The 23016-nt window shown below is 37.6% G+C and carries 17 protein-coding genes and 1 tRNA gene; 8 read left to right on the top strand and 10 right to left on the bottom strand.

Annotated elements, in window-relative coordinates:
* Positions 1-7: 7 nt before the first annotated feature.
* Positions 8-1561, top strand: coding sequence for a glycoside hydrolase family 10-like protein (locus BMX50_RS30605; protein WP_091220393.1), 1554 nt, complete (start codon positions 8-10; stop codon positions 1559-1561).
* A gap of 707 nt (positions 1562-2268) precedes the next feature.
* Here BMX50_RS30605 and BMX50_RS30600 read toward each other — a convergent pair.
* From BMX50_RS30600 to BMX50_RS30570, 8 genes are all read right to left on the bottom strand, one after another.
* The gene (locus BMX50_RS30600; protein ID WP_091220392.1) at positions 2269-2478 is read right to left on the bottom strand and encodes a hypothetical protein; all 210 of its coding nucleotides are present in this window, start codon (positions 2476-2478) and stop codon (positions 2269-2271) included.
* An 18-nt stretch (positions 2479-2496) separates the two neighbouring features.
* Positions 2497-2721 carry a hypothetical protein gene (locus tag BMX50_RS30595; RefSeq protein ID WP_091220389.1) on the bottom strand — a complete coding sequence of 75 codons (225 nt, stop codon included), beginning with the start codon at positions 2719-2721 and terminating at the stop codon, positions 2497-2499.
* Between the two features lie 103 nt (positions 2722-2824).
* Entirely contained in the window at positions 2825-3046 is a 222-nt protein-coding gene (locus tag BMX50_RS34365) for a hypothetical protein (protein ID WP_143065301.1), read from the bottom strand.
* 156 nt (positions 3047-3202) lie between these two features.
* Positions 3203-5431, bottom strand: a complete 2229-nt coding sequence (locus BMX50_RS30590; RefSeq protein WP_091220386.1) for a peptidase domain-containing ABC transporter — start codon at positions 5429-5431, stop codon at positions 3203-3205.
* Positions 5431-6381: a hypothetical protein gene (locus BMX50_RS30585; protein ID WP_091220384.1), complete on the bottom strand. Its 951-nt coding sequence runs from the start codon at positions 6379-6381 to the stop codon at positions 5431-5433. The genes BMX50_RS30590 and BMX50_RS30585 overlap by 1 nt, the downstream gene beginning before the upstream one ends.
* On the bottom strand, positions 6374-6640 hold the full coding sequence (locus tag BMX50_RS30580) for a hypothetical protein (protein WP_091220381.1): 267 nt from the start codon (positions 6638-6640) through the stop codon (positions 6374-6376). The genes BMX50_RS30585 and BMX50_RS30580 overlap by 8 nt, the downstream gene beginning before the upstream one ends.
* Positions 6610-7584 (bottom strand): ATP-grasp domain-containing protein, encoded by a 975-nt coding sequence (locus tag BMX50_RS30575; protein WP_091220379.1) that lies wholly within the window; start codon positions 7582-7584, stop codon positions 6610-6612. The genes BMX50_RS30580 and BMX50_RS30575 overlap by 31 nt, the downstream gene beginning before the upstream one ends.
* A gap of 43 nt (positions 7585-7627) precedes the next feature.
* Complete coding sequence (locus BMX50_RS30570; protein ID WP_091220377.1) at positions 7628-9892, bottom strand: outer membrane beta-barrel family protein; 2265 nt, start codon at positions 9890-9892, stop codon at positions 7628-7630.
* 173 nt (positions 9893-10065) lie between these two features.
* Between BMX50_RS30570 and BMX50_RS30565 the strand changes: the two genes are divergently transcribed.
* The 4 genes from BMX50_RS30565 to BMX50_RS30530 all read left to right on the top strand — a co-directional run bounded on the left by BMX50_RS30565 (position 10066) and on the right by BMX50_RS30530 (position 19566).
* On the top strand, positions 10066-11415 hold the full coding sequence (locus BMX50_RS30565) for an alpha/beta hydrolase-fold protein (RefSeq protein WP_091220374.1): 1350 nt from the start codon (positions 10066-10068) through the stop codon (positions 11413-11415).
* 1637 nt (positions 11416-13052) lie between these two features.
* Positions 13053-16292: an SIR2 family NAD-dependent protein deacylase gene (locus BMX50_RS35135; protein ID WP_208864836.1), complete on the top strand. Its 3240-nt coding sequence runs from the start codon at positions 13053-13055 to the stop codon at positions 16290-16292.
* A gap of 157 nt (positions 16293-16449) precedes the next feature.
* On the top strand, positions 16450-17775 hold the full coding sequence (locus BMX50_RS30535; protein ID WP_091220366.1) for a J domain-containing protein: 1326 nt from the start codon (positions 16450-16452) through the stop codon (positions 17773-17775).
* A gap of 111 nt (positions 17776-17886) precedes the next feature.
* On the top strand, positions 17887-19566 hold the full coding sequence (locus tag BMX50_RS30530) for an ATP-dependent nuclease (RefSeq protein WP_091220362.1): 1680 nt from the start codon (positions 17887-17889) through the stop codon (positions 19564-19566).
* Between the two features lie 77 nt (positions 19567-19643).
* On the opposite strand, the gene BMX50_RS30525 is transcribed toward BMX50_RS30530, so the two are convergent.
* Positions 19644-19716, bottom strand: a tRNA-Phe gene (locus BMX50_RS30525).
* 205 nt (positions 19717-19921) lie between these two features.
* Here BMX50_RS30525 and BMX50_RS30520 point away from each other — a divergent pair.
* Genes BMX50_RS30520 through BMX50_RS30510 form a run of 3 tightly spaced genes read left to right on the top strand, consistent with a single transcriptional unit; the run spans position 19922 to position 22494 of the window.
* A complete protein-coding gene (locus BMX50_RS30520) occupies positions 19922-21223 on the top strand; it encodes a 4Fe-4S dicluster domain-containing protein (RefSeq protein WP_091220360.1) in 1302 nt (433 codons plus the stop codon).
* A 57-nt stretch (positions 21224-21280) separates the two neighbouring features.
* Positions 21281-22084, top strand: a complete 804-nt coding sequence (locus tag BMX50_RS30515; RefSeq protein WP_091220357.1) for a (Fe-S)-binding protein — start codon at positions 21281-21283, stop codon at positions 22082-22084.
* 2 nt (positions 22085-22086) lie between these two features.
* Positions 22087-22494, top strand: coding sequence for a hypothetical protein (locus tag BMX50_RS30510; protein ID WP_091220354.1), 408 nt, complete (start codon positions 22087-22089; stop codon positions 22492-22494).
* A gap of 4 nt (positions 22495-22498) precedes the next feature.
* Here the strand turns inward: BMX50_RS30510 and BMX50_RS30505 are convergent, their stop codons facing one another.
* Positions 22499-22981: a hypothetical protein gene (locus BMX50_RS30505; RefSeq protein WP_091220352.1), complete on the bottom strand. Its 483-nt coding sequence runs from the start codon at positions 22979-22981 to the stop codon at positions 22499-22501.
* Positions 22982-23016: the final 35 nt, after the last annotated feature.

Here is a 23016-nt window from a genome sequence, read left to right as displayed (position 1 = left end):
ATTGATAATGAAACTAACAATAAGCATCGCTGGATTACTTTTGGCTTCCCTTTTAGGCTTCAGAGCAACCGCGCAGGTAACGGATACTACAAAAGTTAACGCGTACCCTAAAAGAGAATTCAGAGGGGTTTGGATAGCAACTGTTGAAAATATAGACTGGCCTCAAACCGCTACAGAAAGCACTGCCCAGCAGCAGAAAGAACTCGTTGACATTTTTGACCAGCACCAGGCAGCTGGCATTAACGCCATTATGTTACAGGTAAGGCCTGCCGCCGATGCATTTTACGCTAAAAGCCGCGAGCCATGGTCAAAATGGCTTACCGGCAAACAGGGCAAAGCACCCGATCCCTTATATGATCCTCTCCAATTTGCTATAGAACAGGCGCACAAACGTGGCATGGAACTGCACGCCTGGTTTAACCCTTACAGGGCAACTAAGGATGCTAATTATGCTGCTTTAAGTCCGCACCACATTACCAACATTAAGCCCGAATGGTTTTTTACCTACGGCGGCCAAAAGTTGTTTGATCCGGGGATTCCCGAAGTTAGGGAATATATAGTGCGGGTTGTACTTGATGTGGTGGATAATTACGATGTTGATGGTATCCATCTCGACGATTACTTTTATCCCTACCATGTAGCCGGCCAGCAAATCAACGATTCACAAACATTTGCCAAATATGGGTCGGCATTTACCGATATCAGGGAATGGCGGAGGGATAACGTTAACCGATTGGTTAAAATGCTAAGCGATAGCATTCATCAGCATAATCCGCGGTTAAAATTCGGCGTAAGCCCCTCTGGCATTTGGGCCAATAAATATCAAAATCCAGAAGGCTCTGGTACACGTGGTGGCGACTCCTATTACGAACTATACGCCGATTCCAAAAAATGGGTAAAAGAAGGCTGGGTTGACTATATCAATCCGCAATTGTATCGTTTGCTTAATGACCGCTCGGTTGCCTTTAATGTTTTGGTTGATTGGTGGGGCAATAATACATACGGACGGCATTTATACATTGGCCAGGGCCCCTACCGCATTATTGAAAACAAGCTTGCAGGGTTCAGGCTGCCATCTCAATTACCTAATCAGGTTAAATACCTGCGCAAAAACCCACGCGTACAGGGCAGTGTTTATTTCAGTTCAAACTCGCTTATTAAAAACCCGCTGGGCTTTACCGACTCTTTAAAAAACAACTATTACCGTTACCCGGCGCTCCCTCCAGTTATGTTATGGCTCGATTCTGTAGCGCCAAATCCAGCCCACCGGGTTGCAGCTACTTCTTCTGCTGGATCAGTAACCCTTACCTGGCAGCAACCTTTGCCTGCCACAGATAATGAACCTGCATATGGCTATGTAATTTATCGTTTTGATGAAAGCGACAACCTAATAACCACCGACGATCCAAAGAAAATTATCCATATTCAATACAACACCGATACTACTTATACAGACAGAGGGATCATCAAAGGAAAAACATACCGCTATGTTGTTACCGCGATAGACAGACTTAAGAATGAAAGTGAACACTCCATTCCTATTTTGATTAAAGTCGAATAATCCAAACATATTAATTGCGAACAAATTCTACGGTAGATTTTATTGCTAATAACTATTATTTCAACGAACAAGATTTTTTGCGGATTTGGAACGGATTTTATTTCGCAGTGCCCTTTAGTAGCAACTAGTACGTTAAATGCTCTTAACATTTGTAATAGTTAGTACTCGAAATCGAGTACTACAGCTTTAGGGATCCCCTAAACTGGGTGGAATTCGAACCACTTTTTAGATCAAATGCGTGCTTTAAACGAATTAGAGCACTTTTAATTATCCCTGACTGTGCAATTTTCGAACCGCACTGTTTATTGTTCGAGTGATCATATGACTGAGGTTATTGGTAGTCCGAGTAGAAATAAAGCCAAACCGCTTATTGATTGATATAAAAATAATAGCAACCCTTTTAAGCTGCATCCAGAAATTAGCTATATTTTGGATATCAACAAGTTATGACTATCAAAGTATCAAACAAGTAACATCCTATTCAGTTATAAATATGATTCACTAAGTTCAATGGTATTGCAACTGATATTTGCTGCTTTAAAATTGAAGCCTGCACGTTTTACGGTTAACACGGCAATGTAGGGGATCAAATCTGGCGGAATGCTGTATTCCTAAATAAAAAATCTCATTCCAAATATTGGAACGAGATTCTGAGCTTATTTAATTTAACTTTTAACGCAGCTGTGTAAGCGACGAGGATTGATTTATTAATCGTGATTATCTGATGTATCGTAAGAATCAGATCCATCGTGGTCAGTGGAGTTATCCGCGGCCGTTGACGTATCATTATTCGTTGACGTATCGCCAATACCTGATGTATCATATGATACTGACTGTTGCCCGCCTAGCACTGCATACAAGATGCTGCCGGATTGTTCTTTAAAGTTTGATAAACTTTCTAAATTGATTTTTTTCATGATTTTCTTTTGATAAAATTAATCTGCTGATGCGCTGGTGTCACCGGCAGTACAATCGTCGTTATGCTGGCTCGAATCCGAGTATTCCGAAATATCATTCGAATAAGAGTAGTCGTTTTGATCCGATTGATCATTATCGTGTGATTGAAGAACACCACCGTAAGTTGCAAACAAATTGGTTGCAATTTGATTTTTTGTGTTGAAAATCTGAAGATTTTCTAAGGTAATTGTAGGTTTTGTCATATAAATTAGATTTAGATTATAAGCTCATTTAAATATAAAAATAAACTTTGATAATATAAAATAATACGACAAAACTTGATTATTTTTTTTTTAATAAATAAAGTCAATCATGGTTATCACTGCTATCCAAAGTTTCCGAATCATCCGTTGATTGCGAATTGTCATCCAATTGTGATACATCACCTGACGTTGAGGTGTCTTGTGAATAGGATACATCACCGTCGTGACAATAGACACCACCAAATGTCGTGGACAAAATTGTGATTTGTTGCTCTCCACTTCTAAAATCCAAGAGATTTTCTAAACAAATTGTTTGTTTTTTCATATTCTATTAATTTATTACGTATTTAATACAAGGTCATGCAAACAAATAAGATCGCCTTTTGAAGTAAATAGTTGTGTCGACTTTTTTTATTCAGATAATATTGGACATCGCGAATAGTTCATTGAGGACCTGGCAATAAAAGAGGAAAAAAGGCTTTTAGTTTGATAACTCCAATTGATTTGAAACCAATTTATAATAAAAGCCTTTATTCACCAATAACTCAACATGATTACCAGCCTCCACTATTTTACCGTTATTAAAAACATAAATCATATCTGCATTTTTTACAGTACTTAATCTATGAGCGACAACAACGAGCGTTTTACCCGTGCTGAACTCATTAATGTTTTCCATTATTATACGCTCGTTTTCCGTATCCAAGGAACTTGTAGCTTCATCAAAAAACAACACTTCAGGATTTTTATATAATGCCCGCGCTATCAAAATGCGTTGAATTTGGCCTCCACTTAAACCAACACCGGAACCGCCGATCTTGGTGTTATATTTTTTTGGCAAGGATTCTATATAATCCTTGATGTTCGCCAGATGGCAAACTTGCTTAACCCGTTCCAGATCCACTTTTTTCGAATCCAAGCAAATATTCTGTAATATTGTTGCTGAAAATATATATCCATCCTGCATCACAACACCGCATTTTTGCCGCCAACTGTTTGCTTCTAACTCTGCTAAGTCATTACTGTCTACGCTAATAATTCCTTTAGACGGTAGGTAAAATTTCAACAACAATTTAACCAATGTAGTCTTCCCGCTTCCGCTATTACCAACAAAAGCCACCTTTTGCCCCTTTTTTATTTCAATATTGATGCCGTCCAAAACATTAACCGGAGAACTTTTATCGTATTTAAAATTCAAATTAGAAATCAATATTCTTTCAAATGCCGAAACTGTTTTTAGGGTATGACCATGAGGGAGGAATTCATCATCCTCGTCTTGTCTCTCCTTTACTTCATTAATCCGATCAAAACTGAAATATGCCTCGTTCCATCCTTTAATAAATTCAAAAAATTGTGTAAAAGGAGATGATAATTGACCTAACATAAATGAAATACTTAACATTTCACCAATTGATATCTTCCCGTGGATGACCAAAAAAGCGCAGTAAAATGTTACTAATGCACTTCTGGTTTGATTTATCAAGACATTTCCTATATTTTGCCTCTGCTCCAAAAGCATCGACTCTTTGTTAATCGCGTAGATTTTTTTTTGATCAACACCCCAATCTTCTATTTTGGCTATTTGTGCATTATTCAACTTTAGTTCCTTCATTCCATAAATCACTTCATATGAAGAATTTGAGGAATCCTTGTATGCTTCAAAACGCTTATATTCTATTGATTTACGCCTCTTAACAAACATGAACATCCATAAAATGGAAAATACGGTGATGCTCAGGAAGATTAAAAAAATCTTATAATCATATTTTAAGATCAAGAAAGAAAAAAAAGCAAAGTTGAAAACCGAAAATATGGTTCCAATCAAATTCGTTGTCAGGAATTTTTCAATGCGCGAATGATCAGCAATTCTTTGCGTAATATCGCTCGCGACCTTATTGTCGAAATAACGAACGGATAGCCTAGTTAACTTTAAAAGAAATTCTGTTAATATATTTATATTAATTCTAGTCGTAACAACATATAATAACCTACCCTTAACCATGTCGAACACTGAACTGCCAATAAATGCCCCAATCTGAAACAACAAGAAAAGTGAGATAAGTGACAGGTCTTTATTCGGGATGCCCGTATCTACAATTTTTTGTGTAAGTACAGGAAATACCAGATTAAATAATGAAGAGATTATCGTTATTAACAATATCAATGAGAACGAGGCTTTGTGAGCTTTAACATATTCCCAGTAAAAGTGCCTCGATGGCTTCACGTAATTTAACGCATATTCATCGTATGTTTCCATGAAGTCCTCGCCCGGCTCGAAAAACACGATCAATCCTTCACCGTCGGCGTTGTCACTAACCCACTTTTCTCTAAATTTTTTTTCAGATACTTTATATTTTGAAAGTGCGGGATCGGCAATAAAGAATATGTATTCGCCTTTTTTTGTCTCGGAAATCTTGTAAAGTACCACATAGTGATCTGGATTCCAATATAATACCGCAGGTAACAAGTGCTCTTTAACCAAATTTTCCACTGTCCCCTTTGATACAAGTGTTTTTAACCTGATCGCTCCTGCACCATCTTGGATGCCAGCAAGGCTAGCCCCCTGCCTGGTTGTATTTACCAAATCTCTCAGATGTGAGACATCATAGTCTGCGCCGTAGTATCTAGCTACCATTCTTAAGCAAGTAGCAGCGCAATCCATATGATCAGCTTGGTGATAAAAGACAAATTTGCTTTGCAGACTCTTCATTAATGAATTAAATGATATTTTCCATCTATTAATTCTACATCTTGTGAAAACAAGGTCGCATACCTCGTTTCAGATTCTTTGACTTCCTCTATCATATCCGGACTAATAAACCATAATTTCTTAAACTCATCAGTTCTAACTACATCTGTAAGTGTATTATTTGTACTATATTGACCAAAATGCCTTACGTTCAATAAGGAGTTTTTAATATACCCATCTCTGGAAATACAGACTTTTTGGTTATAAAAAGTATTGAACTTCTGACTTTCCATAAAAAACTTCATATTGACAATGTACACATCATGGGGAAAATGTTTTTGCTCGACAGTTTTCCAATCGCTCTCAAGGAAGAAAATATTATTCTTAAAATCATAATCCGCACTTGCTGAATTATGAACGTTAATTGTTCTAAGCTTCTTAAACTCGCCTGCCAGACCGAGTAAATTGACTTTACTTATCTTTTCGTTTTGAGTCAAATGAAGCTCAATCGACCGTATGGTAGAATTGTTTGTGTATCCAATCAATGTTCTTAGTTCTGAGAAATCAGGGTTACAGTCAATATAACGGAATTCAATGTGTTTACAACGCAACATATTCAATTCATTAATTACGGACTTTAAATCAAATTTGTCAGCTCCGTATTCTATAACCGCTGTCGATATTTCCTCCGGCGAATGATATTGATCGGGAAGAGCAATAAATCGCTGAGGGTGATCGGTAAAAAATCCTAGGCCATTCGATAAAATAAAATCTACATGCTCCTTGAAAAACGCTAAAGAGTTGACCACTTTTCTAGTTTTATGATAGCTTTCGTCCCTCATATATTCTATCAAATCAATCATCGAATTTGGAATGAACATAAGTGACCCTTTTTGTAAATCATATATAGCCCCTTGTTCTTTACCTCGAACCGGGATACAATGGGCGTGGAGAATTAAATGCTTACTCATCTGTTTCAATGGTTTCTTGAATTCTTAAATCCAGTAGTAGATTCGAAATTGGTTTATGTGACGGGAAATTCGAGTACTGATTCGACTGAAAAAGCTTAGAACCACTAAACTTCACACGTCGATATAGTTCTCCAATAAATTCCGTTTCCTTTTTAACCATAGATCTATAACCTAATGGTATTTTAAGCAAGAGCTCCTCATCAAACGGAGTATCTTCATCATTTGAAACTATGCTAGCTGCAATTTTTTTATTAGCCATTCTGCGATTATTTTATCTATATAATAGTTGCTTTGATTTGAGGGTGCCAAATATTGACCGACAGGGTTGACTTCAATAAATGTAAAATTGTTCTCATCGTCTACCAAGAGATCAATTGAGCCTGTAACTAAATCAATTTCCTTCATTAATTTAGTAATATCCAACTTTACACTTTCCGGCAGAGCATAAGGAATCCAACGCAATTCCTTCGTATTAAAACTTCGTTTGATGTCAATGTTGCGATCTTTATTGCTTGAAACCGCCGCTGTCGCATAAAAATCACCGTCAATATAAAAGACCCTAACTTCATATTGACTAATTACAGCCTCCTGAAATAAAGAGGGGAAAAACGAATTTTGAAGCTTTTCAATCTTTTCCTCAGTATATTTTGTAGTGTAAGTGTTGTAAGTGTATCTGCCGAACGTATAGTAACTTAGTCTTCCTATCGGTTTATTTATGATACCCTGGCTGCACGAATTATGAAATTTGACAACATCATTTTTGTTATTTATTATAGCCGATTTGGGCGTTTTAATCCCTAATTTACTTGCAATGTAGGTAATCGTCAGTTTATTAACATTGACAACTTCAGGTCTGGGGAACCAAATTTTTTCTTCAAATATTTTATATAAAAATTGAGTCAATCCATTTAATTCTTCATTTGACTCATAAAATATTTTTCTGGAAATTTCCCCCAAGGTTTCTTTATTTTCGAATTGCAGATAGCGATAAAATCGTCTAAAAAATATCACCTTAATTTTGTCTGTAATGTCTGTCCCAGCTATGGAAAGCCTACCGGTATTGACGTCTAAATTATATTCATGACTCTTCGTCAATAAATCTTCGACACAAATTTTAACAAATGGAACCTTATAATATAATAGCCAGTCAATAACTGGATCTGTACCTTGTTCATAATAACTAAATGAGAGGATAACTATCATGGAAAATTAAAATCGCTAAGATGATAAGTGGTTAAGTAATTTATTAGTTTTTTATTCTTTCGTTAGTATCACTATTTTCCTGTCCCGGAGCGTTAATACTCACGCGTTTTCCTTTTCTTAATGAATAGGTTAAAGAAAGGCTGGCTCTTCTGTTGTCATAGAAATTTGAAAATGTTCCTACATATCCACCGAAATTGTTTGATCCACTTTCTTTATTGGCATTAAAAATATCCTCAACTGCAGCTCTCATGCTTAAATTACCGTCTAAGAACGTTTTTATATATCTTATCGTCACGCCACTTTTGTGGTTTATGGTAGATGATACCGTTATCACTTTAGGAACATAAAACGACCTGATTTCGAATCTGCTGGTCTTATCACAGCGATAAACCCCATTTAAGTTAAATGAAATATCACTGGTGTTCTTCAGCAGATTCTGAGAATTTATCGTCAAGTGGCTTGATGCGGATTCGGCATTCACGCTAGGTGTGAGGCTAACAGTTTTTATGTTGAATGGATAAGATACATTGATCGAGCGGTAATGCTCGGCACCAATGTTGATATATTGATTTGTAATAGTAGTAAGTGAATCGTCAATTATTGGCAACTGCGATATCACATTATGCATACTACTATAATTGGCGTTGATGTATACCCCTTTAATAGTAAATGACGCATTAAAATCGTCTATCAGTGTGGGGGATAACGTCGCATCTCCGCGGAATGCTTCATAAGGAGAAGTAAAATAAAGAAAAGGACTTAACGCCAGGAATGTGGGCCGAATAATTCTTTTCCTATAATTTACGGAAACAATGTAGTCATCGTTATGAAATTTCCGCTGTAAAGAGATGGAAGGGAATAGGTTAAAATATTTTTTATCGGTCACTGAATTATTATTTATCTCGCCCTTAGTACTCGAATTTTCCGCTCTAAACCCACCTTGAAAACTGAATGCTTTCTTGTCATATAAGAAAGAAACATATCCGGCAGCAACTGATTCATTATATGAATAGGCGTTATTTAAGTCATTTTGGCCGTCATAATACTCGTGGTCTTTGGTGGAAGTATATTTCAGACCAAGATCTAAACGCCCCGTACTTTTTATCAATGGTTTGCTATAGTTTATGTACACTGAGGGCACCCAGAGGCTAGAGTTGGAATGCGTTGATTGATCTAATCTGGTACCGATGGAGTCGACAGTTGAATAAATAGACTGATTTGTAAATAAGTAGTTTTGTCTGTTTGTAGCTCTGTTGACATCGACATTAAAAGAAATATATTCCTCATCTTCATCAAATGCATGTTTAAAATAGCCACTATAAATTGAATAGGATAAGTTTTGTTTACCCAAACTGTTGTTCAAGTATGAAGAGTCCGGAGATGTGTTATTTCTAAATTCAAAAAATGAGTTAGTTGAATTTTTCTGGTTTGACTGTGTGTTATAGAAACTTAGTCCTAAAATGTTTTTCTTATCAAAATTATAATTGATGTCAATTTTGTTTAGATAAGATCTTTTGCGGTTCAATGCTTTCGACTCATTGATGAAATTTGTCGTGTTTCGAAAAATTCGCGACGACTTCTCGGTAGAATACTCATTTGACAGATCGGCAAATGAAAGTAATTGAAAGGTGAATTTTTTAACTTTTGCCTGGGAAAATAAATTTATTCCAGTTCGCGCATACTTACCTTGAGAATATGTTAACCCTGGACTTAGCGTAAACCCATCTGTTGTTTGTTGTACAGTATTTATATTTAAAATTTTAGCCGAACTTTGGGCGTCTGACTTAGCCGAGGGGTTAATTATTTCGACCGATTTTATGGCAGAAGATTGAATCGACTTCAAGAATGATGAAATTGAATTACCAGAAATTGGAATATCTCTTCCGTTTATCTGAAATTTTACTGATCCATTGCCGTTGACAATAAGGTGATTATTGCCATCAATAGTAACACCCGGTATTTTTTCTAAAACTTCTTCAAGATTACTTCCTAAAAACAACCTGTTATTTTCGACTGTGACAATTGACCGGTCAACGTTTTGTACGAGCAATACCCTTTTACCCTTAATTGTAACCCCTTTTAACACGTTGTTTCTTAGTCGGGACGTATCGGCTTTTTGTTTAGTTGTATCTTTAATGATAATGTTTTGGTGCCTTCCTGTATCGAGTTGAATACAGCTACGTCTTCTATGGGCTTCATTTAGTTTCAAATCGCCTTTTGCTAAATATACTCCCGATGTGGCGAAGGAGTTGTTTTTAAAAAAAATGCAAATAAGAGTCGCTAAAAGTATTTTTAGATGTTTATTCATAAGGCTTAAATCACTTTGGCAATATATTTAATAAATTCAACAAAAAAATTATTTTTTTTTAAAAAAATTAATATTGATGTGAATTATCATATTTTACAGTGAATAATTTACATTTTTTTGATTATTTTTAGCAAATTTCACATGAATTTGTTTATTTATAATCTGCCTCGTTTATGAAAATTTTAAATCAAAACAAATATTTAAACAATATTTTTATCACGTTGTTATTCTCGTGCTTCAAATTGAATGGAATGGCACAAACCGTAAGCATCAAGGATTTGCCGAGAGTATCCATCGACCAAACCGTGAATACTTCAGCAAACTCTTCATTTGAAAAGCTTATTAATGAGATCCATAATTTTAATAATTATCCATCATTAGACAAATTCACAGGCGAACATATATTCTTTATGCAGGATTCCGTGTTTGGAAATGTTCCATTCAAACTTTATATCCCGGAAAACTATGATCCCAGTCAGCGCCATACTGTTATTTTATTACTTCATGGAGCAGTGGGGCAATCCAAATTTTCCGATGCTGAGAATTCAAAAGTGCAGCCGGATGACGATCCTTTTTATTCGAAACTTTGCAATTCCAATTTCATCGTCGTAAAGCCATTTGCTGATCCCGGTAAAGGGTTTGATTGGGCTGCAAATTCATTTGGAGGTAGTAAAAACTATACTTTTAGTACACTTGAAAATATCATTTATGAACTAAAGAAAACAATCAATTTTGATGACAGTAAGGTATTTGTGTTTGGACATTCTGATGGATCGGATGGTGCTTTTGCATTTGACTTGTATAAACCTACAATTTTCGCTGGTATGATTGCTTATAATTCTAAGCTTTCCAACATATTTGCTCATGATCTTTATATCGCTAATGCGGTCAACCGCCCACTTCGCCTTGTACATTCGGACAAAGACGATATTAGACCAATTCAACAAACGAGAGATATTGTTAAAATTCTGGATTCCTTACATGTGCCCTTGGAATACAAGGAATATTTTGGTTACACGCATGAAGACAAACATTTAGATATTGATTATCCCAACAGTATTAAATTCATTACGAATACATTCCGAAATCCATACCCCAAACAACTCTATTGGGAGACCAGTAATTCTTTGTTTGAAGGTCTTAGTTGGATAGAAGTTAATAGTTGGGATTTAAACTTACCCAGAGCTGCTTGGCACAAAATATTCAACCTTAAAGCATACAATAAAAAAATGCAATCCTATTTTCCGTTTGACTATTATAAGTTAGATGAAAGTGCAGCTATAAAGGCAGAAATTCACAATAACACAATTAACATTTTAACATCACGTATAACAAAATTTACACTGCTTATAAGTCCTAAAATGTTAGACTTGAATAAACAAATAAGCGTGGTTGTTAACAATAAAGAATTGTTCAAAAAATTAGTCAAGCCGGATAAAAATTTCTATTTAGGACAATTGAAAAAAAGTCAGGATAAAAGCATTGTTTGGGTAAACTCCATAACAATCAATCTTGTTAATTAGAATAATACTAATTATTGTGAAATTTAGGTTCGCAATAGAGTATTACAAAGTAACTCTTCGAAACTTCAAAGATTTATTCCCTGAAAAAGTTCCCGGTAGTACGCGTCACCGGGAACTGATAAAGAAATTTGTATGGCTGTTTAAATAGCGACTTACAATACGTTATCGTAGCTCAAAGATTCTGTGTCCGTGCTATTTGAACTATCATTGCTATCGGATGAGTCATAGCTGCTCGAACTATCGAAGGTGCTGGAATCATCATGATCTTGCGATGCTTTACCGCCAATTGTAAAATTAAAAGTTTCAGCGGTCAATGATTTGAAATTGGTTAGGCTTACTAAAGTTAAGGTTTTCATAAAATAAGGATTATTTAAAAATTAAAATGGAATGCAATTATTTCTACCAAACATTGTCCAAACTAAATGAAAAGTCATTTGAGACTGAATTGTCATTTTCATCAGATGAATCGAAACTTTGTGAATTGTCAAAGGTATTTGAATCGTCGTGGTCAGTAGACGCATAACCTCCAAATGTAGTGTTGTAGGTATCCGCTTTAAGGCTCTTGTAGTTACTTAAACTTTTTAAATAAAGGTTCTTTTTCATTTTTGGTATTGTTGATTTGTGAATTATTTATTTTTTTAAGATTTTTTAGGTTTTTGACTTAAATAACAGATGAAGATTAGGCTATTTAATAACATTCATCGTATGTATTAATAATAAGACTAGGGTTGACCACATATTAACTCTAGAAAAAAATGCTACTGATGTAAATCAAAGCAATATATGAAAATAGTATTAACTTTAAATAATTTATTTTTATAAATTTTTGATTTTTTCAGTGGCTATTACCTATCGTTTAAATATTCTAAAAGAATCGATAATAAATAACACTCGATCTAATTTCAATAATACATTCGATGTAGAATCTCAACACCATGTTTAGAAGAAATCATTTCATGGCTTATACAATCGAGTAAGGCGTGGTTACGCGAATTCCATTTAGGATGTATATTTTATCGAATAGCCGCGCAAGGCCGGTCGCCGAGTCCAGCTAAATCATTATTCTTGATTCTCAAACTGAACGCCCGCAAACTAAAAACAAAAGTTAAATACGCTACACCGAACAAAAACACCGGCCTAACATCAGGTGCGAATTTTGAGAAAATTAGTGATTCTTTTATGATGCCTTACTGGTCGGAATTCGAACCAACTATTAGAACAAATGCGGGTTTTAAGCTCATTAGAGCACTTTTAACATCCCCTAACTGGGCGGAATTCGAACCACTTAATTGATCAAATGCGTGTTTTAAGCGAATTAAAGCACTTTTAACAATCCCTGACTGGGCGGAATTCGAACCGTACAGTTTATGGTTCGAGTCCTTCTCGGGCTGCAAAACACCCTAAATGCTACCCAATAACTGAACCTTCCTAGTAATATTGGAAGGAAATTATTAAAACAGGTCATCGCTATTAGATCAGTGACATGCGCCTAATATTAATTGCTGGGCAGGAGAGCTTATAATCTGGCGAAGGGACAAATGGTTTGGCGATCAGTTTAAAGTTGCTTTATTTGTTTATTATAAACTAAAGTCATTTCGATTTGATTAACTTGCATACTTGTTTCCCCTAACCTTACAATGAAAACTGTAGATATAAATGAATTCCCGGCAGATGCTAGGCCTTATATAAAAGAGATCGCGGAGCGCCTCTGGTCGAAGCATGCGGCAGTCATGATCGGATCAGGTTTTAGCAGGAATGCCCAGAAAAATGACCATACCAAACCGGACTTCCCCACGTGGCCCGGTCTTGGCGATCTTTTATATGAAAAACTAAATGGCAAAAAACCAGGCACGAAAGAAACCTATCTTAATATATTAAAGATAGCTGATGAGGTCCAGGCCGCTTTTGGTCGACCGGTGTTGGACAAACTCGTCATTGATAGCTTACCAGACCTTGATCATAGTCCCTCCGATGTCCATATTGGGCTGCTCAACTTGCCCTGGACCGATATCTTTACGACGAATTATGATACGTTACTCGAAAGAGCAAGTCAAAATGTATATAATTATAAGTACGACCTTGTTGTCAACAAGAATGAACTAATATTTGCTGAGCAACCGCGGATTGTCAAGCTACATGGCAGCATGCCATCAGAACGGCCATTTATTGTCAGTGAAGAAGATTACCGAAAATATCCGCATGACTTTGCTCCTTTTGTCAATACGGTTCAACAGTCTCTACTTGAAAATACCTTTTGTCTACTTGGCTTTTCTGCGGACGATCCCAACTTCTTAAACTGGATCAGTTGGATAAACGACAATCTAGGCGTCAACAACGCGCCTAAAATATATCTCGTGGGGTCGTCGAATTTATCCGACGCCCAACGCCGCCTTCTTCAAACGCGCAATATTATTGTCGTCAAGCTGAACGAGGAAGGACAACAGCCGGCTCACCAGGAACTTTTACAGAAATTTCTCGATTACTTGCAGCACTATCGCGAAAACGAACGCCCTCTTGACTGGCCTGATAAGCCCGTCCATTATACTGAGAATGATCTGCCACATAAGACATCTGAAATATTGCAGCATTGGACTGATCTCCGTCTCAGTTATCCAAACTGGCTGATCGCCCCGCTTCAGCAACGCAAAGACCTTTGGAGCGTGACGCGTAATTTCCGATTAAGCAGGTCAAAAATTTCAGAGATTTTAGGCCCTGAAGATATCCAACTACTCTATGAATACAACTGGCGGATGGAGCGTTGCCTTTGCCCCATACAAGATAGTGATCTGCCGAGCTACGAGGCCTTACTTCAAAAATATGAACACCAAGTCACCGAAAACATCACGAACAGGCGAGGCGGTCAGCTAGAAGAGCAATGGTTGTCTATCTATTTCAATGTTTGGCGTTATTATCGTGAAGAAGGCTTTGTCAACCGATGGCAAGCCTGTGCCTCCACTATGGACAGCTTTCTTCCATTTTTAGAAGGGGAAAGGATAGCGAGTATCTGGTATGAAAAATGTCTTTTTCATCTTTATGCGCTGGATCATCAGGTTGTTACAAAATGTATTTCGGAATGGCCGCCAAATCCGGGCCTGCCTTATTGGGAAGGTAAAAGGGCCATGCTACTCGCAGAAACCGGTAACGCGAGCGAGGCGGCACTTATTTTGGAGCAGGCTTTGGCCAGCGTACGTAAGCGAACGCCGAGGGTCGATAACCTAACGGATTTCACATGGGTCTCACAAGAAGCGTTATTAATGCAATTGCTCCGGTATGTAACTAGAAGCATTACCGCTGCAAAGGACATACTACGCCTGGAGGCCGATAGCAAAGATTTTGTAGATCGCCAGAACAATTTGAGATTGTTTAATTGCGATCCGTGGCAGGAACTGGAAACCTTCGAGCTCATGCTTGAACATCCAGCCCGTGATTTCACAGAAGTTGAGGACGTGCAAGAATTTCGAATCGGCAAAAAATCAACGACACACCATCTCGGAAGCACTAACAAAGACCTGCTTTCAGCCTACCAGTTTATACGGTATTTGGAAGATACAGGTATTCCACCAAAAATCGGAAATTCGACCTATGGTGATAAACCCTTAAAAGAAGCCATACTTCGAATTGGTCCTTCTTCGACGTCATGGGCATTGGGATTGATCATGCGTTCCGGACAGGAAAAAAGTGCGAAGGAACTGCTCACAAGGAGTTTCATCAATAAAGTACCCCGGGCAGAATGTAACCGACTGATTAGCTATTTTCTTGATTTGGGTTATAAAGTGTTAGCTCAACCTATTGAAAGCAAAGAATCACAGAGAAAGAGACATGCTGTGCCGTTAATTTTATCGCGGCTGCTCGTTAAAAGCAGTTTGAAGAATAAACGGAACCTTATTTGGGGCGAGGGTATAACATTTATAGATGATGCAAAAGCGTTATCCGCTATTTTCATGATCATATTTTTTGCCATAAAGTCTTACGAAATGATGGTTGGCGATAAGCAACTTGAAATTATGCCATTGCTCAGGCCATTCAGCCTGGCGATGATCATTTTATGGTGGAACGTCTTCGTCAAGGTAGTCGCCTTTCCATGCGAGGTAGTGGAAAATCAATCCAAGGAGAAATGGAAAGGCGCACAGACCGAAGCGGATAACCTGCGGGTGAAAAGGGCGCAGTTGATGAAGGAAATGGCTGACAGCCTTTATAATTTCCAGGCACAGACGGAAGTTGCTGCCAAGGAATCTGATACATGGTATGACCAGGCCTGGGATCAAGTAACGAGTACCGTCAAAAAAGGAATTTCTACCATTGTTACCCCGATACTCGAATTGAAAGAGCGACTACAGATCAGCATACAATTGCTGCTTACGCAACTGCTTGAACTGCTTGCCGTATGGATTCTGCGAATAGCTACTTATTTTGTGTTCTTCATACAGGTGTTTTATTCAAGCATCCTTGTGCTGCTCGGGCCGTTTGCTGTCGCGGTCAGTATCTTGCCCGCGTTCCGGGATAGTTTTACCACGTGGATCGCCCGGTTCGTATCGGTGAACCTTTACGGGGCGATAGCTTATCTCATTATGTGGTTATCTGCCTATATTCAGCAATATGCTTTAACCGTTGAGATCAGCCGCTATGAAGGTCTGCTCCACGGAACCGAAACGATAAATAAAATGGCTGAATTAACTCGTTTCGCAGGTAACGGTATATTATCATTTGGTATAGTTATCATTACTTTCCTGATCGGCGCTATCGCTATGTTCACGGTACCCAGCATCTCTACCTGGATAATTTCCACTTCAGGTATCAGTTCTGCCGCCTCTACTTTCGGAAGGCAAACTGCCGCTGCAACAACGTTGGTAAAGAAAACCGTTGCCGGAGCGTTATAAGATTTCTAATAAGCCGCCTATCTCGAGATTGGCGGCTTACAAAAAACGATTTAATGAGCTTTATTAAAAGGACTAGTGCAACTACCGAATTTAATAGAGACATTATTGGTTATTAATAATACTTCATATATTTATTGAAAAACCTTACTCACTTAAAATGTTCGTTGATTATTATGAAATTCTCGGCATTGATTCCAATGCGACCGATGACCAAATAAAAAAAGCTTACCGCTCAAACGCTATAAAATTCCATCCAGACAAACATTTCGATGATCCTTTTTTTACAAAGAAGTTTCAAGAAATAAAAGACGCTTATACAATCTTAATTGATGCTGATAGTCGTTCAAAATTCAATTCTGTTTATAGCGAATATTTTAAAACCACTATAAACGAAACTCAAGAACAATCTACCACATACTCCTACTCATACCGTAACACAGAAAAACAGGAACGAAAAAAAACCAACGAGCAAGAAGAAGAAAGGTTTAGACATGACCCTTTTAAACAATTTTACTCGCCCTTTGATCGAGAACAGCAAGAAACTCCGAAATATAACCCAACACAAAGCTTTTGGGGAGAACCGTTGCCAAAGAATTTAGAGTTTTTTAAATTACCTGCAAGGATCGGTAAAATTATAGTTGGTTTTTCTGACCTAATTCAGGATGCACAGCCCATGAATTCAGGTCAAAAGGCTAAAAAAAATATCAAATTCTTTTTCTTTGGATTGATACCAGGTCTATTTATTTACTTTATAGCTCGACTTGAAGATCCTCTTTGGATAACCATTTGGTTTGCCGTTCCTTCACTTGGAGCCTTATTGTTAAGTGCCGCTAATAATGATTTCGCTCACACGAATCTGTACATTGGCATAAACGGCTTTGCCCAGTTTTCGTTTGTGGATAAACGGAAAAATTTGCCCATTGATTTAGAGGTTAATTTCAATGACATGACTGATTTTTATTCCCATTATACAGAAGTTAAAAGGAATTATGTATATCAACATACGAATTACGTTTACGTCTGCCTAAACAGAACAACCGGCAAAATACTCTTGGCTAGGGATGGTGATTTTAAGAAAACCACCGATATAAAAAACCAAGGGGTAATGTTGAACTTTTATAGAACTATTGAAAAATATTGGACTGTATATCTATTGGATCGGCTGGAAAGTGACTTGCAAAAAGATGGCTATATAATATTTTCACTTTATTCTCACGAAAAAAACGCTTTCCAAAAATATATAAAAGTAGGCATTGGTTTTATAACGTTTATCAAGCCAGCTGGACAAGAATTCACCTATAAGTTCAATGATATAAAGAAAATGTACTCAAAAGGAGGAGAGCTACGAATTCAACATAAAAACTTTGAAAAAACTTTATTTTTCTTCAAATCGGGAAATGAAGATGTTATCCCAATGGTTAACTTATGTAATAGATTATTTTTCTATAAGGCGATAGAAATTTTGTTAGGCTATTCAATATAATTGGCAGATATCATTGAAGAAAAGAAATAGTTCGAATAAACAGAAGAGAAAGTATGAATATATTGGTGCCAATTATTGCTCTTTATATTTATCGCTCTTAAAAAACGTAGAATGGTGATGCTGAAAAATATAGGGGTAAAAAATTATCGAAGCTTTGATTTGAACGGCGTTTTTTTAGATAACCTATCAAAAATCAATGTTTTAGTCGGAAAGAACAATAGTGGTAAATCAAACTTTCTCCGATTTTTAAAGCTTATTTCAGAAAACATAAATAATATATATAAGTTGGGTAATTTAAGCTACATCGACACCCATGTTAGCGGCGAAGTCGTATCTATAGGATTCAGCTTTTCCCATGCAGAGTTAGACTTCCCTCATCGAATTAATGATACTCAATTTGATACCTCAAAGTTAACCGATTCACTAAGTGATCCGTTCAAAGTTTGGCTTCCCTCAAATAAGGACAGAGTTAGCAGTGATATTCTACCACAAGAGCTACAAAGTCTTAACATCACGCAATTAATGTCTTTTAAAAAGGAAAGTGGGACATTTAGTACGGAAAGGATTTTGAACGATTTAGCTGATTTAATTGACCAGAATTTTTCTGCTCGAATCAAAACACTTAAAGATCTTATATATATACCCGATTTTCGTATTATCAATCCATCTCAATCTCATAATTCAGGGAATTCCAAAATTAACGGTTCAAACATAATCGAGGAACTGCACCAAATGCAGCACCCGAACCCCGGTGAAGATTATAAAAGAGAAAACTTTGACAAGTTGGAACGTTTGGTTAAATCATTGCTTAATACTAACGATTTGCAACTCGAGATCTCACATGACAAAAAATCTATCCTGATTAAGATGCATGGGAAAAGATTGCCCTTAGAGAATTATGGTTCAGGGATTTATCAAATAATTTTACTCTGTGGCGCACTGTTGGCTAACGACGATAAGGTAATATGCATGGAGGAACCAGAAAGTCACTTGCATCCCGAATTGCAAAGAAAGTTCTTCGATTTTATATCAAATGAAACGGAAAACATTTATTTCATTACTACTCATTCCAATACACTATTAAATTACTCATCAAATATTTCTATTTACCACATTGAACATGATAAAAATAAAAGCCATATCTCAAAAATAGAAAATAGCAAAGCCGCGTATAACTTATTAGATGATATGGGATATAAGGCGAGCGACTTAATCCAAGCAAATGGTATAATTTGGGTTGAGGGGCCAAGTGACCGCAATTATCTATTAAAATGGCTTTCGTTAATTGATGGTACTTTAAAGGAAGGATTACATTTTTCAATAATGTTTTATGGTGGAAAAAATCTCGCGAATGTTTCATTTATTGGTTCAATAGATGACGAAAACAAGGATGCTATGATTGACATTATTCCATTGTTGAAGATAAATAGACATGCATTTGTTGTGATTGACAGTGATAAACTTGGGCCGAAGACAGAAATAAACGATACAAAAAAAAGGATTCAAGCGGAGATTGGCGAAGATAGATGTTGGATTACAACTGAAAAAGAAATTGAAAATTACATTAGCGCAAATGTCATCAGAAGGTGGCTAACTAAGTTGGATAAATATAATGGGACAACCATAAACGACTCTCTTCCATTATTTGGAGACATCGTGAAATCGGCGGATCCGAAGAATCGATTAAACTATAATTTAAAAAAGACGCTTTTTTCTAAGCAAATTTCTGACGAGTTCCATTTGGAAGATTTAGAGACTAAAGCTGCTAAATCCCTTGATCAAGCAACATAGAAAAGTCGAAAGAGAAAATATGCCTTTAAACGCTAAAAAGGCCATTTTCTTATCGAAAATGACCTTTTTTATACTTGTGGTACCAACTGGGATCGAACCAGTGACACAAGGATTTTCAGTCCTTTGCTCTACCATCTGAGCTATGGTACCAAACCGTTCCCGTGATTGGGGAGTGCAAATGTAGGTTTTTTTTTATGTTTGAAAACTTTTTTTTGAAAAAAGTTTCTATTTAGCCGTGTTTTTTAAATAAGTACACAGGTAATCAGCCAATTAATTTTCAAATTTTTTTTCGATCTCAAAACATTTTGCACTTAGAACAATTCATTTAACTTTGATAAAATACTATGCACGCATAATGATTGCTCAATTTATATTTATTATCATCCTGGCGGCCGCTGTTTACCTGTTTAGCAAAAATGTGGCTAAAATAAGGCGTAACATTTTATTGGGTAAGGATACCGACCGTAACGACCAGCCCGCCCTGCGCTGGAAAACGATGGCAAAAATAGCCCTGGGGCAAACCAAAATGGTTAAGCGCCCCGTAGCAGCGGTAATGCACTTTTTTATTTATATCGGTTTTATCATTATCAACCTCGAGGTACTGGAGATCATGATTGACGGCATCTTTGGCTCGCACCGCATCTTTTCGCGCCCGCTTGGTGGTTTGTATGGTTTCCTTATAGGCGCATTTGAGATACTGGCAGTGCTGGTGCTTACGGCCTGTATCGTTTTCCTGTGCCGGCGCAATGTTGTACACCTGAAAAGATTTACCGGTACAGAAATGACCCAATGGCCAAAATCGGATGCTAATTATATCCTTATTACCGAGATTTTGCTCATGACGGCTTTCCTGACTATGAACGCCGCAGATTATAAATTACAATTACTACACTTTGGCCATTATGTTACTGCCGGAAGTTTCCCTGTAAGCTCTTTGCTGGCGCCGTTGCTTCCTGATGGAGCTTCGGCATTGGTAATTACCGAACGGGTTTGCTGGTGGTTTCACATCATAGGGATCCTGTGTTTTTTAAATTACCTGCCCTACTCAAAACATTTTCATATCCTGCTGGCGTTCCCGAATACGTACTATTCAAACCTGAACCCTAAAGGTAAATTTACCAATATGGCATCGGTTACCAACGAGGTGAAAGCCATGCTGGATCCCTCGTTCGTGCCTGAAAATACCGGCGAACCAGCGCGCTTTGGTGCCAAGGACGTAACTGATCTTACCTGGAAAAACCTGATGGAGGCTTATACCTGCACCGAGTGCGGCAGGTGCACCTCGGTTTGCCCGGCAAATATTACAGGGAAACTGCTTTCACCGCGTAAGATCATGATGGATACCCGCGATCGGATCACCGAAATCGGGAATAATATTGATAAACATGGCAAAGATTACAACGACAATAAATCACTGCTTGATAATTACGTTACCCGCGAAGAGCTTTGGGCTTGCACCAGTTGCAATGCCTGTGCAGAGGCTTGCCCGGTAAATATCAATCCGCTGGAGATCATAACCGAAATGCGCCGTTATATCGTAATGGAAGAATCGCAGGCCCCGGCAAGCCTAAACAATATGTTTGGCAATGTTGAAAATAATGGCGCCCCCTGGAAATACAGCCAGGCCGACAGGTTTAACTGGGCAGAAGAACAGTAGGCGGTTAACAGTTTTTAGTTAGCAGTTTGCTTTTTTAATTCAAATTTTAAATCCGAGATGGAAAATTCGAAATCCGAAATAAAAATACCTACCATGGCCGAAATGGCTGCTGAGGGCAAAGAACCCGAAATTTTGTTTTGGGTTGGTTGTGCCGGTAGCTTTGATGAGCGTGCCCGCAAAATTACCCGCGATATTTGCAAGATACTGCACCACGTAGGCATTAGCTACGCTGTTTTAGGTACGGAAGAAAACTGCACCGGCGACCCAGCCAAACGGGCAGGGAATGAATTTCTGTTTCAGATGCAGGCCATGATGAATATCCAGGTGCTGGATGGTTATAACATTAAAAAAATAGTTACTGGTTGTCCGCATTGTTTCAATACCATAAAAAACGAATATCCGGGTTTGGGTGGCAATTACGAAGTGATCCATCACTCGCAATTGATCCAGCAGTTAATTGATGCCGGCAAACTCAAAGCCGAAGGCGGAGAAAGCTTTAAAGGAAAAAGGATCACCTATCATGACCCCTGTTATTTAGGTCGTGGAAATGATGTTTATGAAGCGCCGCGGGCAGCATTGGAGATATTGGATACTGAGCTGGTAGAAATGAAGCGCTGCAAATCAAACGGCTTATGCTGTGGTGCCGGTGGTGCGCAAATGTTTAAGGAACCCGAGCCAGGCAAAAGAGACATCAATATTGAACGGATTGCCGATGTTATTGAAACTAAGGCCCAGGTGGTAGCCGCTGCCTGTCCGTTTTGCATGACCATGCTTACCGATGGCGTAAAAAACCAGGATAAAGAACAGGAGATAAAGGTGCTGGATATTGCTGAGATCACCGTGAGAGCTAATGGTTTATAGATATGTCAGGCAAAAGGCTGTTTTTTTACGCTGCATTAATCTTTTCGTTATTGCTCGCTGACGCAAAAAGTAATGTTCTTTTAGCCCAGTCTCTAAAAAACACTTCTGAAGAAGACCGATTGACTGATAAGTTGTTTGAATTGAAAGAAATAAAAAAGCTGGATAAAGAACTAAAGAAATACAAGGCCAATGCATCGTTCATGACGCGGGAAACACCTTCTGTCCAATCTCCTTATTATGAAATTTCGGTAGGTTACAATGGCCCTTGGCATTATGAAACACGGTATTGGTTCAGAATAAAGAACTCTTATGTAAACAAAGAAGACATCAGGCCTTACTTAGAAGTTTTGGATGTTGTATCAGGAAATTACATTTCATTGGCCAAATTCAGAAAGGCGCACAGAAATTAAACTTCTATAAACTCTTCACCCTCAAATAATTCAGCGCACTCTTCAGGCTATCAAACCGGGCCAAATTCATATTGTGCACCGGTAAGCCAAGTGTAGTAGCCATTGAGTCGATATTACCCTCAGGGTCTTCGTAGGTTTGTACAATGATATCATCAGCTTGCGTATTGAATTTTACTGTACCCGTAGTGTCGCTGCCCACGTAACCAACATTGGTTAAGCGGTGAAGGTTAAAGGAAAAATATTCCTGTTTACCCTGTTGATAAGTTTTTCGCAAACGTAAAAAATAGTCGCTGGTAAGGGTTAACTCCCACTTTTTGAGGTTGATATCAGGCGTGGGGTTAAATGAGCCGTTGAGGCATTTATTGCTCCAGTTTAACCATTCCTGTTCGCTCATTTCGGCTTTAAAACCGTAATTTAGCACACTAAGGGCTAAAAGTGATGTAATGAGTGCGTTTTTTCCAATTGATGGCAGAATTGATATTTTCATGACAACAAAATGTAACCCGAAGTTAATAAATTGAT

The sequence above is a fragment of the Mucilaginibacter gossypiicola genome (genome assembly GCF_900110105.1).
In the GTDB taxonomy this organism is placed as follows: domain Bacteria; phylum Bacteroidota; class Bacteroidia; order Sphingobacteriales; family Sphingobacteriaceae; genus Mucilaginibacter; species Mucilaginibacter gossypiicola.
This window is presented reverse-complemented; position numbering and strand designations above follow the sequence as displayed.